This is a genomic window from Sulfitobacter sediminivivens (assembly GCF_042611115.2).
Classification (GTDB): domain Bacteria; phylum Pseudomonadota; class Alphaproteobacteria; order Rhodobacterales; family Rhodobacteraceae; genus Sulfitobacter; species Sulfitobacter sediminivivens.
In genome coordinates this window covers 125,092-139,272 of the sequence record NZ_JBHGAR020000008.1, presented here as the reverse complement: position 1 = coordinate 139,272, position 14,181 = coordinate 125,092, and the positions used below count along the sequence as shown (strand labels likewise).

The 14,181-nt window shown below is 57.8% G+C and carries 11 protein-coding genes; 2 read left to right on the top strand and 9 right to left on the bottom strand.

Annotation, left to right across the window (positions count from 1 at the left end; genetic code table 11):
• Positions 1 to 6: 6 nt before the first annotated feature.
• The 5 genes from ACEWL3_RS10590 to ACEWL3_RS10570 are packed head-to-tail and all read right to left on the bottom strand — an operon-like array spanning position 7 to position 4,636.
• The gene (locus ACEWL3_RS10590) at positions 7 to 591 is read right to left on the bottom strand and encodes a histidine phosphatase family protein (RefSeq protein WP_386183254.1); all 585 of its coding nucleotides are present in this window, start codon (positions 589 to 591) and stop codon (positions 7 to 9) included.
• Entirely contained in the window at positions 588 to 1,664 is a 1,077-nt protein-coding gene (locus ACEWL3_RS10585; protein WP_386183256.1) for a glycosyltransferase family 4 protein, read from the bottom strand. Before ACEWL3_RS10585 ends, ACEWL3_RS10590 begins: the two co-directional genes overlap by 4 nt.
• On the bottom strand, positions 1,664 to 2,905 hold the full coding sequence (locus ACEWL3_RS10580; RefSeq protein WP_386183259.1) for a glycosyltransferase family 4 protein: 1,242 nt from the start codon (positions 2,903 to 2,905) through the stop codon (positions 1,664 to 1,666). Before ACEWL3_RS10580 ends, ACEWL3_RS10585 begins: the two co-directional genes overlap by 1 nt.
• Positions 2,902 to 4,113: a glycosyltransferase family protein gene (locus ACEWL3_RS10575; protein WP_386183261.1), complete on the bottom strand. Its 1,212-nt coding sequence runs from the start codon at positions 4,111 to 4,113 to the stop codon at positions 2,902 to 2,904. The genes ACEWL3_RS10580 and ACEWL3_RS10575 overlap by 4 nt, the downstream gene beginning before the upstream one ends.
• A gap of 25 nt (positions 4,114 to 4,138) precedes the next feature.
• Positions 4,139 to 4,636, bottom strand: a complete 498-nt coding sequence (locus ACEWL3_RS10570) for a hypothetical protein (protein WP_386183263.1) — start codon at positions 4,634 to 4,636, stop codon at positions 4,139 to 4,141.
• A 199-nt stretch (positions 4,637 to 4,835) separates the two neighbouring features.
• Here ACEWL3_RS10570 and ACEWL3_RS10565 point away from each other — a divergent pair, with 199 nt between their 5' ends.
• Positions 4,836 to 7,283: a mechanosensitive ion channel family protein gene (locus ACEWL3_RS10565; RefSeq protein WP_386183265.1), complete on the top strand. Its 2,448-nt coding sequence runs from the start codon at positions 4,836 to 4,838 to the stop codon at positions 7,281 to 7,283.
• Positions 7,284 to 7,343: 60 nt separating this feature from the next.
• Entirely contained in the window at positions 7,344 to 8,117 is a 774-nt protein-coding gene (locus tag ACEWL3_RS10560) for an MBL fold metallo-hydrolase (protein ID WP_386183267.1), read from the top strand.
• 75 nt (positions 8,118 to 8,192) lie between these two features.
• Here ACEWL3_RS10560 and ACEWL3_RS10555 read toward each other — a convergent pair whose 3' ends face one another.
• Genes ACEWL3_RS10555 through ACEWL3_RS10540 form a run of 4 tightly spaced genes read right to left on the bottom strand, consistent with a single transcriptional unit; the run spans position 8,193 to position 14,041 of the window.
• The gene (locus ACEWL3_RS10555) at positions 8,193 to 9,347 is read right to left on the bottom strand and encodes an ABC transporter permease (protein WP_386183269.1); all 1,155 of its coding nucleotides are present in this window, start codon (positions 9,345 to 9,347) and stop codon (positions 8,193 to 8,195) included.
• On the bottom strand, positions 9,344 to 10,372 hold the full coding sequence (locus ACEWL3_RS10550) for an ABC transporter permease (RefSeq protein ID WP_386183271.1): 1,029 nt from the start codon (positions 10,370 to 10,372) through the stop codon (positions 9,344 to 9,346). Before ACEWL3_RS10550 ends, ACEWL3_RS10555 begins: the two co-directional genes overlap by 4 nt.
• Positions 10,369 to 12,279, bottom strand: a complete 1,911-nt coding sequence (locus ACEWL3_RS10545; RefSeq protein WP_386183273.1) for an ABC transporter substrate-binding protein — start codon at positions 12,277 to 12,279, stop codon at positions 10,369 to 10,371. The genes ACEWL3_RS10550 and ACEWL3_RS10545 overlap by 4 nt, the downstream gene beginning before the upstream one ends.
• Positions 12,272 to 14,041, bottom strand: a complete 1,770-nt coding sequence (locus tag ACEWL3_RS10540; protein ID WP_386183275.1) for an ABC transporter ATP-binding protein — start codon at positions 14,039 to 14,041, stop codon at positions 12,272 to 12,274. The genes ACEWL3_RS10545 and ACEWL3_RS10540 overlap by 8 nt, the downstream gene beginning before the upstream one ends.
• Positions 14,042 to 14,181 lie beyond the last annotated feature (140 nt).

Below are 14,181 nucleotides of genomic sequence, written 5' to 3'. Positions count from 1 at the left end.
ACACCCTCATGGTGCGGCCTTTATCAAACGCACGGGATCTGGATCGGCAGACCATCCATCCGCGCCAATATGCAAGATGAACAGCCGATTGCGCTTTATCTGAAATGGCGCGGGCCCGGCAAAGTCCCATCCCGTCGCCTGCGCCATCAACACCCGCATCACACCAATATGGCAGACGGCGACCGCATCCTGCGTCAATGCTTCGGCCCAGGGGATCAACCGCCGCCGCAAGGCGGCAGGGCTTTCCCCGTTTGGCGGGGTAAAACCCCACCCCCACTCCTCAATATCGCGAAACCCCGATGCAGGATCGGCACGCAGGATGGTGCCCTGTTTCCCTTCCCAATCGCCCCAGTTCATCTCGATCAAGGCGGGATCAGTTTTCGGGGTGCGGCCACTGACCAGCCTCGCCGTTTCAGCGGCGCGCAACAGCGGGCTGGACCACAGATCGGCCTGATCCCAAGGGGCAGGCAGTCGAAATTCGGACAATTCTGCGCGTGCATCGGTGTCCAGATCGACATCAGTGCGACCCTGAATGCGGCCCGCCCTGTTCCAGGGGGTATGGCCGTGGCGCAAAAGGGCAAGGTGGATCATCGGGCAACTCCAGTCAAGGCCAACCCCTGTCGCAGGGTTTCGGCGGCGGCATTCAAAAGGTGGTGTGCGGCGACGTGATCGCGGGCGCGCTGACCTGCGGCCTCGCTTTTCTCTGGCGTATCAATGAACGCCATCAGCCGTTTGGCGAGGGCAGGGGCACCCGCATCCGGTGTCGGATAATCCCCCGGTGCCAACACCTCGCGCACGCCGGGCCGGTCTTGGGCGACCACCGGCACACCGGCTGCCTGTGCCTCAAGATAGGTCAGGCCAAAGGCTTCGTTCACGCCGGGCCAGAACAACAGGGACGCCGATTGAAAGGAGTGCTGCATTGCATCGGCATCAAGTGCGCCCAAAAATGTGATGGCCTGCCCAAATGGTGCCATGAGCGCTTCCACTTGCGCACGCATTGCCCCGTCCCCGGCGATGTGCAGCCGCCATCTGTCCTTTGGTATCAGAGCCAAAGTCTCTGCAATGATCTGGTACGAGGCCAGCTTGTCACCGGGACGCATCATCGCGGCAACCAATATGGGACCTTGCAGTGTTGATCTCGGCGGCAGGTCATCGCGGTCCAGAAACGGGTGCAAATGGATCAGCCGCTGGCCCTCTGGTGCATCCCGGCGCAGCGTTTCGGCGTCTCGTTCCGTGAGGTAGAAAATCACATCTGCTGCATTTGCCGCCGCTTCTGCCGCTTTGGCAAACTTGGCCCACGGGCCTTGCAGACGCTTGCGCGCGCGGCTGGTCTCAACCTGCAAATAGGGAATGTTCAGGCCCCGCGCGACCGCTGGCCCGATCAGGTCCGGGGCTTTGTAGTAGTTGTGATAGCTGACCCAGGCGTGCCACCCCGCCGCGCGTCCCTGCGCAATCAACCGCGTAATTTCGAGCGACGCCTTTTGAATCAATGTGCTCTGCACCTGCGCATCGCCTGTCCCATCACGGGTCCGCAACGTGCTGGCCAGCGTCACCTCGGCCCCAATGTGTTCAAGCGCATGGATCAACGCGCGACCCATGGCACGGTCGCCCGACGGCACGTCATGAACGGGCGGTTTTAGCGGTGCGTAAAAGGCAAGCCGCATCAGCCTGCCCCGTTGAGCATTTGCGTAAGCCGACGAGAGATACGGTCAATCCCCGGTGCCATTGTGAACTCGGACGACAGCCGTGCATAAGCCTTTTCCGCCATTGCGGGACCAAGGGCAGGATCATCTGCAAAGAGCATCATGGCCATGGCCAAAGAAGACGGGGCATCGTCGCTGAGCATCCCGTGCCTGCCGTTCTCGATGAATTCCGGAATTGCGGAAACCGGGGTGCTGAGGATCGGCAGCTTTTGGCTGGCGGCTTCCATCAATACATTGGGCAACCCGTCACGGTCACCATCTTGCGCCACCCGAGAGGGCAGCACGAAAAGATCGCTGTCGCGCATTTGTGCGATCACCTCGGGCTGATCACAGGCCCCGCGCCAGGTGATGCGCGCGTTTACCCCGGCGGCATCCGCACGTGCGCGCATCTGCGCATCCAACGTGCCGCCGCCGATGTGTGTCCAGTACCAGTCGAGTGATTTGGGCAAGAGCGCCAGCGCGTCAATCAGGTTATCAAACCCTTTCTTTTCGACCAGCCGCCCCACCGACATCATCCTGAACGGACTGTCTTTGGCACGCTGTTTTCGCAAAGTCGGGGTTGGAAAACGGTCCAGATCGAGCCCGTGATAGACCAGATCAACGCGGTCCGGATCGTCTGCCAGTTTTTTTAGATGTGCAGCGCCAAATCCGGTGCAAGTGACCCCGAAAGCCGCACCGTGGCTGGCCGCAGACAGCTTTTCTCGCAGATCCCATTCGGGTGACGTCCAGATGTCTTTGGCGTGCGCCGAAAAGGACCACGGCAGCCCCCGCAGGATCGCGGCATAACGCGCGACAGAGGAAGGCGTGTGCAGGAAATGCGCATAGATCCCCAACACATCACCGGGCAGTTCGGCGGCCATCACACAGGCCTGCCCCCAACGCCGCCGCCGGTTGGGGGTATCGTCGCGTGCCACATCGGCCGCATAGGCCGCCGCAGCCGCATCAAACCCCGGCAGATCAACGGCCACCCCCATCGCCTGCGCGACCCGTCGCGGTTCATCGCGCAGATACTCCGGCAGGTAGCGCACCTTTGCTGTCAGGCGGTCATGCAGGGGGTGTGTCTTGGTGTCCGTCGGGTGACGCAGGGACCAGATGTCAAAGTTCAGACCGGCTTCCTCCAGGGCAACAAGTTCCTGCGCGATGAATGTCTCAGAAAGACGCGGCCAGCCTTTGACGACCACGGCAAGCGTCCCTGCGCTCATTGACCTTCGGCCCCGTTCATCAACATCTCTGCCCGCTTTTTCACCACGTCCAATCCATCAAGCAGGCCGTTTGCCCCTGCTTGTGATGGTTTGCTTTGGTTGGGCAAATTTCGGATCGCGTCAATCATCGCGTCGGTGGTCAGGCCATCGCGGGTTTCATCCAGCATCCGCACCAACCCCAATTGTTCGGCACGGCTGGCCCTGATCCACTGTTCCAACCGCGGCACGATGCGCGGCACGATCACCGCGCGCTTGTCAAACGACAGAACCTCGCAAAACGTGTTGTAGCCGCCCATCGACACGACACCTTCGGCCCCAGCAAAAAGCGATTCAATGCGGCTGTCAAACCCCACTGCAGTGACCCTGCCGTTCAACTTGGCCACCCGGGCGTCAAACGCATCGCGCACGTCACCGGACAGGAACGGCCCATACACCAATAAAGCGTTCGGTGATAAATCCGGATCCTGTTCATAAGCTGACAAAACCAGCGAAACCATGGTCGCACCATCGCCGCCGCCGCCCGGCGTGATCAGCACATAAGGGTCAGCTGGTGCATCGGCCTCATCCGTGACCTCGCGGCGCAAATACCCGGTCCAGTGGATGCGTTTGCGCAGTTCGTCCGACAACGGCAGGCCCTCGGTCGGGTCATAAACATCGCGCACGCCATAGACCCATATTTCATCATAGAGGTTCTCCGCCGCTTGCAGGGCCCCTTTGCGTTCCCATTCCGCGGTCAGTACTTCGGGTTCATCCAGCACATCTCGCAGGCCCAGAACGGTACGGGTGCGCCCGCGCAGACGCAGCCATTCCAGAGTTGGCAACAGCTCCCCCCGAAATCCGGTGGGTTCTTTGTCGACGATCAAAAGGTCGGGTTCGTATTGTTCGATGGCGGTCTGGATCAACCCGGCCCGTAGTGACGTGGTGTCGTCGATATCAAGGCCAAGCGTCTGGCTCACATAGCTGCCGTCGGGCAATTTGGTGACACCGGGCAGACGAATGTGATCGACCCGCTCGGGAAAGGTGAACCGCCCCGCAACTGGTGAGCCCGTGAGGATGATCGCTGAGGTCTCGTCGTTGTCTTCCGTCAATGCCGTTGCCAGAGCGCGCGAACGGCGTAAATGGCCCAGCCCAAACGTGTCGTGGCTATAGAACATGATCCGGCGCGATGCTGATCCTGCCCTGTATTTCCGTGTCCCGGTCTGCCGCATAAAATTCACCTATTCCCGGGTCGGCCTAGAGCCTCAGGTCGCTGCCTGATTTCCCAAATATTCCTTTAATATCGTATAGCACCGTGCCGGGTTTTCCCAAGGCACCGATCGCATCATTGCCCATCTCGATATATTGGCGATGCCCGACGGCAACGATCACGGGGTCATAGCTGCCGTTTTGCGTTCTATCGACAGCGTTTACGCCATGCACATGCGTCAAACGGACAGAGCCAACCCATGGATCATGCACAACGTCAGAAATCGAATGGTCGGCATCACAGGGGTTTGCCCGTTCGGGGCCACTGCTGAAACGCGCCGCGCTCGTTGCGACGGGGATGTCGGACACCTCATTACTTGGGTTGTGGCCGTCCTTGAACGTGGCAATCGTGGGTGCATGGGTATCAAGACCCGCCACCTCAAAACCGGCGCTGGGCACGGCAAGCACCAGTGGCAGACCGACATCGCCCAGACCAAGCACGGCGATGCGCTCTTTTGGCTGAGAATTCAGGGCTTGCTTGGCCAATATCGGATCCTTGGTTTTCTGATGTCTGAGGCGGCCCGAGCAGGGTACTTTTCGCTATGGCACAGATCGTTCCGGCTTGCAAAACACTGCACGCAATGGTGATCGTTTGGCACCTTGTGGCTGTTTCGCAGCAATTGCAAAGCTTCTGGGGCTGACATACCGTGTTGCGAGGTCTATTGGGCCGCTTTTGGGAATATACATGCGCGCGCTTATTATTTGTTTCTTTGCCTTGTTGATGTCTTTGGCACATCTGCCGACCAGCGTTGCAGCGCAAAGCATGGGGGCAATTTTTCCGGGCGGATCGACGACCGAAACGGCGAATACCCCAGCGCAGAACATCGAAGAAATCATGCGTCAGGCCAAGGAAAGCGGCGTCGGTGTTGTTGTGATCGACAGCGCCGGCAATCTGCTGTCCCAGGCACCCCTGGTCGAGGATGCCGCGGTCGTTGAGAGCGAGCCGGAACATTCCGCGCTGATGAAAATGCAAGACAGCGCGATCAAATTCCGGGGCGCGCTGGTGGAACGTCTGTTGCAATTGCCGGACGCATTTCGGGAAGTCTTGTATATACTGCGCGCGGCAAGCCCAGACGGAACCTTGTGGGCCTTCGGCAAGGCGTTGTTCTACAGCTTGCTGATGTTTGCCGCAGGTATTCTTGTGGAGCGCGAGATTTACGGGAAACGTCTTGTAAAGCCGTTTGTGACCGCGCGCATCATGGATGATCCGCAGGGCTATTCCGAGAAAATGCCGTTTCTGATTTACCGCTTTGTCATGGGTGTCGTCGGCATTTTGGTGTCGATGGCCGTTGCTTACGTCTTGGGGTTTGCCATCTTTGGATCGCTTAACGATACCGCGATGCAGTTCACTGTCACCCTGATCAATATCGGCTATTTCGCCTGCCGTTTTGTTGCTGGTCTGTGGCGGATGATCCTGTCGCCTTATCTGCCGCAATACCGCATTCCGGCATTGAACGATCACGATGCAAAGCGGTTGCACCGATGGTTATGGGCTTTGGCGTCTCTCGATATTTGCGCCATTTTATTTGGCCTTTGGATTGCAGAACTGGGGTTGAACTATGACGTCTATGCCTTTTTGGCGTCCTTCATGTCGGCCTTTGTTGTCTTGATGAATATCCTGTTGGTTTTCGTGAACCGCAAGGCCATCGACATAGCACTGCGCCACGGCAAACCGTTGAATGAATGCAGTCTGGTCATCCGCATCTTGTGCTATATCTGGGCACCGACTGTCGTTCTTTATGTGCTCTTTGCATGGTTCGCACTGACCTATGATCTGGTGCTGGCGAACCCAAGCTCGATCCCGCTGATTGCGGGTGCCTATGGCATCCTGATTTCCATTATCGTGGTTTACGGCGTCATCAACTATGTGATTGAGCGTGGGTTTTCACGCGCCCGCGCGATCCGTCGTCTCAACGCCATCCGCTCCGAAGAACAGACACAGGCCGCTGTGGTAGCTGACGCAGATGCAACGGCGTCGGACCAGCCGGGTGACACGGAGCAAGACGTTGCCGCCGGAAGTGAGCACGCCCGTCTGGTCGCTGCTGAAGAAGAGGCGCGCGCCGCCATAGCACCGCGTCGCACTTTGAATTCCTTTGAGGCATTGGCGCGCCGGGTTGCTGGTATTCTGGCGTTTGTCGCTGGCATAAATGCGTTTTTCTACATCTGGGACAGCGACGGGGCCGAAATGGTCGAAAGCTATGCTGACAGGCTTTTGGACATCATGGTGATCATCTTTATCGGCTATGTGATCTACCACGCATTTCGCATCTGGATCGACACCAAGATTGAGGAAGAGGTTGGGGAAGAAGAAGAGGTCGAATTGGGTGCGGAGGGCGGCGGATCGTCTGCCACCAGACTTGCAACTCTGCTGCCGCTGTTTCGGAATTTCACCCTGATTTTGGTCGTCGTTACCGTGTTGCTGATCATCCTGATGGAGGTTGGCGTTAACGTCGGGCCGCTTTTTGCCGGGGCCGGGATTGTGGGGATCGCCATTGGTTTCGGGTCACAGGCGCTGGTGCGCGATGTGTTTGCAGGGGCGTTCTTCTTGTTCGACGATGCGTTTCGCAAAGGCGAATATCTGGACGTTGGCGGGGTCAAGGGAACGGTTGAAAAGATCTCGGTGCGGTCGTTTCAATTGCGCCATCACCTGGGCTATCTGCACACCATTCCGTTTGGTGAACTGCAGGTCATGACCAATTATTCACGCGACTGGGTAATCATGAAACTGCCCCTGCGCGTGACCTATGACACCGATGTCGAACGGGTGCGAAAGCTGATCAAGAACCTTGGTATCGAACTGCTCGATGACCCGGTGATCGGTGAGAATTTTATCCAGCCGCTCAAATCCCAAGGTGTGATTGAGATGCAGGACAGCGCGATGATCATCCGGGTCAAATTCATGACCAAACCCGGCGATCAATGGCTGGTGCGCAAACGTGTGTTCGAAGAAATCCGGTCGCTTTTTGAACGCGAGAACATTCGCTTTGCACACCGCGAAGTGACTGTACGTCTGGCCGATGCAAAGGTGGCCGACCTCAATGCGGATCAAAAACAGGCAGTTGCCGCCGCCGCGCAAGCATCGATGGAGCAAGAATTGGCCGATGAGGATCAAGACACCGGTGATGACCGGTAGCGCATTGAATTGTCGGCCTTCAACGCTAGTTTCTTTCATAGCATAACCAAGGAGCCTGACATGACCCAGACACGCCGCCATTTCCTTGCCACTTCTGCCGCTGCAGCCGGGGCAATCACCATTCTGCCCTATGCCGCGCACGCCGCAGCACATGCCAGCGATATGTTCGAAACAGCCGCCGGACCGATCAAGGTGCATCCTGTGGCCCATGCTTCCTTTGTGATGGAAACGCCAGTTGGCACCATCTATTCCGATCCGGTGGGTGATGTGGCGCAATACGCTGATTTTCCGGACGCCGATCTGATCCTGATCACCCACGAACATGGGGACCACTATAACGCTGACACGCTCGCTGCTCTTGTGAAAGAAAACACGCAGATCATCACCAACCCGGCGGTGTTTGACATGCTCGCAGATGGCGTCAAAGCAAATGCAAGCGCGGTGGCCAACGGCGCATCGGCGACTTTCAAAGAACTGAAGGTCGACGCGATCCCGGCATATAACACCACCGAAGAGCGCAAGAATTTTCACCCTCAGGGCCGCGACAATGGCTATGTGCTGAACTTTGATGGGTTCCGGGTCTATATCTCGGGCGATACCGAAGATGTGCCGGAAATGCGCGCCTTGACGGATATTGATCTGGCGTTTGTCTGCATGAATCTGCCGTTCACCATGGACGCCAACGCTGCCGCCTCAGCCGTGTCTGAGTTTGCACCCACTTATGTCTATCCCTATCACTACCGCGGGCGGGACGGTGGGACGCAGGATCCGGCAGATTTTGCCAAGATGCTAAGCGGCGATATCGAAGTGCGCATGGGCGACTGGTACAGCTGATCTGTTTGATTTCATGGGGGGCGTGCCCCCCATGAATTAACCGGATACTCTGGGTCGCAGAAAGGCGTGACGCTGTTAATTCTTGTAAGGGTCAAGCGAGGCGCGCAGGCCGTCACCAAGGAAATTGAACGCCAGTACGACAACGATGATCGGCAGCATCGGAATGGCAGTCCACCAATAAATCTCGATGCTGGCAAGGTTTTGCGCATCGTTCAGCATCACACCCCAGGACACCGCCGGCGCACGCAGACCCAGACCCAGGAAAGACAACGCCGTTTCCCCCAATATCATTGCCGGAATCGACAGCGTCGCGCTGGCGATAAGGTGCGACATGAAGTTGGGCAACAGGTGCTTGCGGATGACACGCGCTGGTTTTGCGCCCATCATTTCGGCGGCTTTGACGTATTCCTCTTCGCGCAATGACAGGAATTTTGAGCGCACGGCGCGGGCTAGTCCGGGCCAGTCGAGAATGCCCAGAATAATCGAGATGATAAAGAACACCGCCACTGGCCCCCAGTTTGACGGCACCGCCGCTGACAGTGCAAGCCAGAGCGGCAATTCAGGCAAAGAGCGCAAAATCTCAATCGCGCGATTGATAATCCAATCGGTCTTGCCCCCGAAATATCCCGCCATTGCGCCAAAGGTGATGCCCAGCAGAAAGGACACTGTAATCCCGATGATCCCGACGGTCAGCGACAGTTGGGCACCATACAGAATCCGGCTGAAAACATCGCGGCCCAGACGGTCAGACCCCCACAGAAATATCGTCGCCCCCTTGGGTGCACAGACAAAGTGGATGTCGGACGGGATAATCCCAAAAAGATTGTAAGATTGCCCTTCGCAGAAGAATTCAAGCGGCGCAGGGCGAGATTCATCGGTTGTATAGGTCCAGCGGTATTGTTCCAGATCGGCCTTGGCGGTGATTGGATAGACGTAGGGACCAACCCACTTGCCATCGTGCCACAGGTTGATGCTTTGGGGTGGCGCATAAAGATAATCGGCGCTGCGCTCATTCGGGGTGTAGGGGGCGACAAATCCGGCGATCGGCAAGATCAGGTAGCAGATCAGCAAGAAAATGCCCGATACCAATGCCAGTTTGTGCCGCCGAAATTTGCGCCAGGTCAACAGCCAGCCGGGCGCATCCATTTCGGATCGTTCCGGTGCACTGATGTCTGTTTCATCTGTCCACGGTTCAGGGTCGACAAAGCGGTTGGTAGGTTGTGTGCTCATGCGCCGCGGCCGCCATATCTGATGCGCGGATCCAGCAGGACCAGCAACATGTCCGAAATCATCGTGCCGATAAGCGTCAGCAGCGCCACAAACATCAGCACAAAGGCTGCCAGAAACTGATCCTGAGATTTCAGAGCGGCCAGCAAATACGGCCCAATGGTCTGCAGACCCAAGACCACGGACACCAGAACCGAGCCGGACACCATCGCGGGCAACAGGTTGCCGATGTCGGCGACAAACGGATTGAACGCCATGCGCAACGGGTATTTGGCCAACATCCGCGATGGCTTCATCCCTTTGGCGATGGCGGTTTCGACGTAGGGTTTGCTTAGCTCATCAAGCATGTTCGCGCGCAGGCGTTGCATCATTGCGGCAGCCCCTGAGGTCCCGATCACAAAGGTCGGCACGATCATGTGCAGCAAGATGGATTTCACTTTGGGCCACGACATCGGCTCGCCCTCAAAGGCGGGGGCCATCAGGCCCCCAATGGGTAAGTCGAAATATTTGTTGCCATAGTAAAACAAAATCAGTGCCAGCAAAAAGTTGGGTGTCGCCAGACCAAGATACCCGACAAATCCAGCGGTATAATCCACCCATGTTTCTGATCTGGCCGCGGCCAAAACACCCAAGGGCAGCGCAATCAGGTAGACAAACAGAACCGCCGCCAGATTGACCAGTACCGTCAGCCAAAGCGCATCGCCGACGATGTCACCGACGGGGCGGTCAAATTCAAAGGACCAGCCAAAGTCGCCTTGCAACAGTCCCGAAAAACCGTTCGGTCCCGGGGACATGCCAACCCAGATCAGATATTGTTCCCACAAGGGACGGTCCAGCGCATATTCCGTGCGCAGAAATTCGGCCTTGGCGACCCCTTCGGCTTGACCCGTGGCACGCAATTCCGCGATCTGGTTGCTGAGGTAATCACCGGGTGGCAGGTTGATGATGATAAAGACCATGATCGACACCACCCACAACGTCAGCAGCATCGTGAAAAAGCGGTAGACCGCATATTTGACGAACATCATTGGGTTACCTGCTGATGTGGTTCATCATAATAAAATTCGTCGATGCGGTGGATGCCAAAATGTGCACCGGGATCAAAGGCCCATGTGCCCTGTTCGGGGACATTGCGCAGGTCTTTTGAAACGACAACCGGCTGGGGGGCTTGAGACAGAATGCCAATGCCATATTGTTGCTGGGCGTGAATGTGCAGCATCTCGCGCCAAAAGATATTGCGGGTCTTTTCATCATTGGCGTGGTTCCAGCCGTCCAACATCGCCAACAGGCGGATCGCTTGATTGTCGTCAGGGGCTTCGCCCAGTTCGCCTGCCGTCTGGTAGTATTGGCCCCATTTCGGCCAGGCAAAAAATTCCTGATTTGTGGGTGCCAGATATTTCGGGGAGGTATCTGAGGTAGGCAATCCGTTGTCCCAGCCATACCAGATTGCGGCCATGCTGACCCCGGCATAGACCCGATTGCGCAGGATGTTGCGGTCAAGCGGGCGCATGACAAGTTTGACGCCGATTTCGCGCCAGGTATCGGCAACAATGGCCAGCGCATTTTCTACCTCCTGCCGTTCGCCTGCCGTCTCGATGACAAATTCCATCGGGCGGCCATCGGGCAACAGGCGGATGCCTGTGGGATCGCGTCCGGTCAGCCCCATTTCGTCCAGCAATGCATTGGCTTTGGCCGGGTAGTAAACCGACCATGCATAAAGATTGGTCAGGTCATAAAACGGGCTGGTTTCCAGTGCGGTCATGCCCCCTTCTTTGGCCAGTCCAAAGTACAGGGCGCGGTTGATCATCCGCCGGTCAATGCCAAGGCTCAGTGCGCGGCGAAACCGCACGTCGCGCATTACCCCGCGCCAGACGGGATCGGCAAAATTGAGGTTCGGATAGATCGCAATCTGGCTGGCGGCCCCATTGGCCCAAAGCAATGTCCGGTAATTGCCTCCGTCAGCCTCTCCCTTCTTCAGGATCGAAATGTCGGGAAAATCCAGACCGCGCGCCTGCAGGTCAACTTCGCCTGCATTTGCCTTGGCGGCGATCAGGCCACCGCCGACAATCGTCATTTCCACCACGTCGATATAGGGCAATTGCAAGCCCTGCGCATCCACACGGTGATAATAAGGATTGCGCACAAACAACTGCCGCGATGACCCGGTCGCGCTGGCGTTGATCCACGGTTGCAAGGTTGGCTCAGCCGCATTGTCATATTTGTACATGTTGTCGCGTTTGTTGTGCAGCGCTGCCCATGTTCTGACCCGGGCCTCGCGCATTGCAGCCTTGAGCGCATCGGGGTCCGCAAAATCAACATGGAATTGCTTTAGATAATGCGCGGGCCGGTAGATGAATGGCGGGCTGGCCTGCGCCAAAAGTGCTACGAAATTCGGGTTTGGGTAGGGCCATTCAAACACGACCGTATGGGCATCGGGAAACGTCACTTCGCCGAGGCTGCCATCCACGAACATGAAATCGGGCGGGCCAGAAGGGGTCACCTCGTCGTTGTTGGCGACGCTTTTCCACCAGTATTCAAAGTCTGCCGATGTAAAGAGTGCCCCATCTGACCACCTGTGGCCCGGACGCAGGTGCATGGTAAACTTGCGGCCCTCCTCGATCTCGATATCACGCAGGATATCGGGATAAAGCGTATAATCAGGCGCATAACCCACCAGCCGGGCATACCCGTAGACAACCATCTGCCGCACGTCTTTTGACCGCGACACAAGGGTGCGCAGGGTGCCGCCCTGCTTGCCCAATGTGCGGCCCTTGGCGGCCAGATCGACGACCAGTGGCGTGAGGGGCAGGCGTTCGGTAATCGGGGGCAAGTCGCCACGCTGAACCTCGCTCGCCCAGAACGTGGTTTCCTGATACGCGGGTTGCGCCACAGCGCAGGTTGACCAAAGCAGGAGAAATATCAGCAGCTTACGCATGGCATCGCACCCTGTGGCCGGGATCAAGTTCGCGCAGGGCTGGGGCGGCTGTGCCGTCGAACTGGAACATCTCAGGCCAATCGTCGGGCGCGCCGGCACCCTTTGCCACCAGATCAAGGTCGATGGGGCGCGACACATCGGGTTCCGGTTGTGCCGCGATCAGGGCTTTGGTGTAGGGATGTTGCGGATTGTAAAACAACGTATCGGGGGGGGCCTGTTCAACGATCAACCCACCGCGCATCACCGCGACCTCATCGGCGATGCGCGCGACCACGGCCAGATCGTGGCTGATAAAGAGATAGCTCAATGACGCACGGTCGCGGATGTCCTCAAGCAGCGTCAATATCTGATCCTGCACAGAGACGTCCAGCGCCGAGGTCGGCTCATCACAGATCAGCAATTTCGGGTCCAGTGTCAGCGCCCGCGCAATCGACAATCGTTGCCGTTGCCCGCCGGAAAATGCATGTGGATAGCGGCGCATCATATCGGGGTCCAGACCGACCCATTTCAGCATTTCGGCGGCCTTTTCGCGACGGTCCGATGTGCTGCCTATTGCGTGAATGTCCATTGGCTCTGTCAGGGCGTCGCGCACCCGCATGCGCGGACTGAGCGAAGAGTAGGGGTCTTGAAAGACCATTTGCGCCTCGCGCTGAAATGTGCGGCGCTGGTCGGGTGACATTGCATGAACCGGAATGCCTTTGGCCCCTTTGGACGGGCAAAAGATGACCTCGCCGCCCGGATCAGGGCGTTCGGCCCCTAACGCCACCCGCGCGCAGGTCGACTTGCCCGATCCGCTTTCACCAACGATGGCCAGGGTCTTGCCGCGTGCGACCTGCACACTCACTTCTCGACAGGCCGTTATAATCTGGGGTTTGCGCCATCCGCCCGCCCGCATGGTATAGGTCTTGGTGACGTTTTTGATGTCCAGAATAACATCATCATGGGCCATCGGGCGTGCAGGCGTGGCCACCTCGGGGATTTTCGGTGCTGCGGCAAACAGTTTTTTGGTATAGCCATGTTCGGGCGCACCCAGCACCTCCTCTGCGCTGCCGCTTTCCATCACCCGGCCCCTGTTCATCACGACAACATGCTCGGCCATATTGGCCACCACACCCAGATCATGAGTGACCAGAATAACGGCCATTCCCGTATCCGCCTGAAGCGTGTTGATCAGCCCCAAAACCTGCGCCTGCGTGGTCACATCAAGTGCTGTTGTCGGCTCGTCAGCGATCAGCAGATCGGGTTTCGCCACCATTGCCATTGCGATCATCGCGCGCTGTCGCATGCCGCCCGACATCTCGAACGGGTAGCTGCGCCATGTCCGTTCAGGGTCGGGAAAACCCACATGTTCAAATTCCTGCAACACACGTTGCTTTGCCTCGGACCGGCCCATGTCGCGGTGCAGGCGCAACACTTCTGCAACCTGATTGCCAAGCCGGTGCAACGGCGACAACGACCGCATCGGTTCCTGAAAGATCATCGAAATACGGTCGCCGCGGATCTGGCGCAGGACCTTTTCGGTTGCCTTCAACAGATCGACCGATCCTGATTGGCCCGCAAAAGAGATGCTGCCACCGCGCACCTGCGCGACGCCCGGCAGGATGCGCAACACACTGCGGCAGGTCAGCGTTTTGCCGGACCCGCTTTCGCCGACCAGGGCAAGCGTTTGCCCGGCAGATACCGAAAAACTGACGTTGCTGACGACAGGCGGCGCATTGCCAAAGCCAATCGTCAACGCATCTACTTCCAGCAAGGGGCTCATCTTTGTCCTGTCGATCAGGTTACTTTTCTTGTTCGATCTCAGTGAAGCCGATTTATGTCGCAGCGTCTAGGCCACCGCTCTATTAATCACGCGTCATCACCCCCATGTAGGGCGTAACCCGCAAAAGACAGGAACAATGC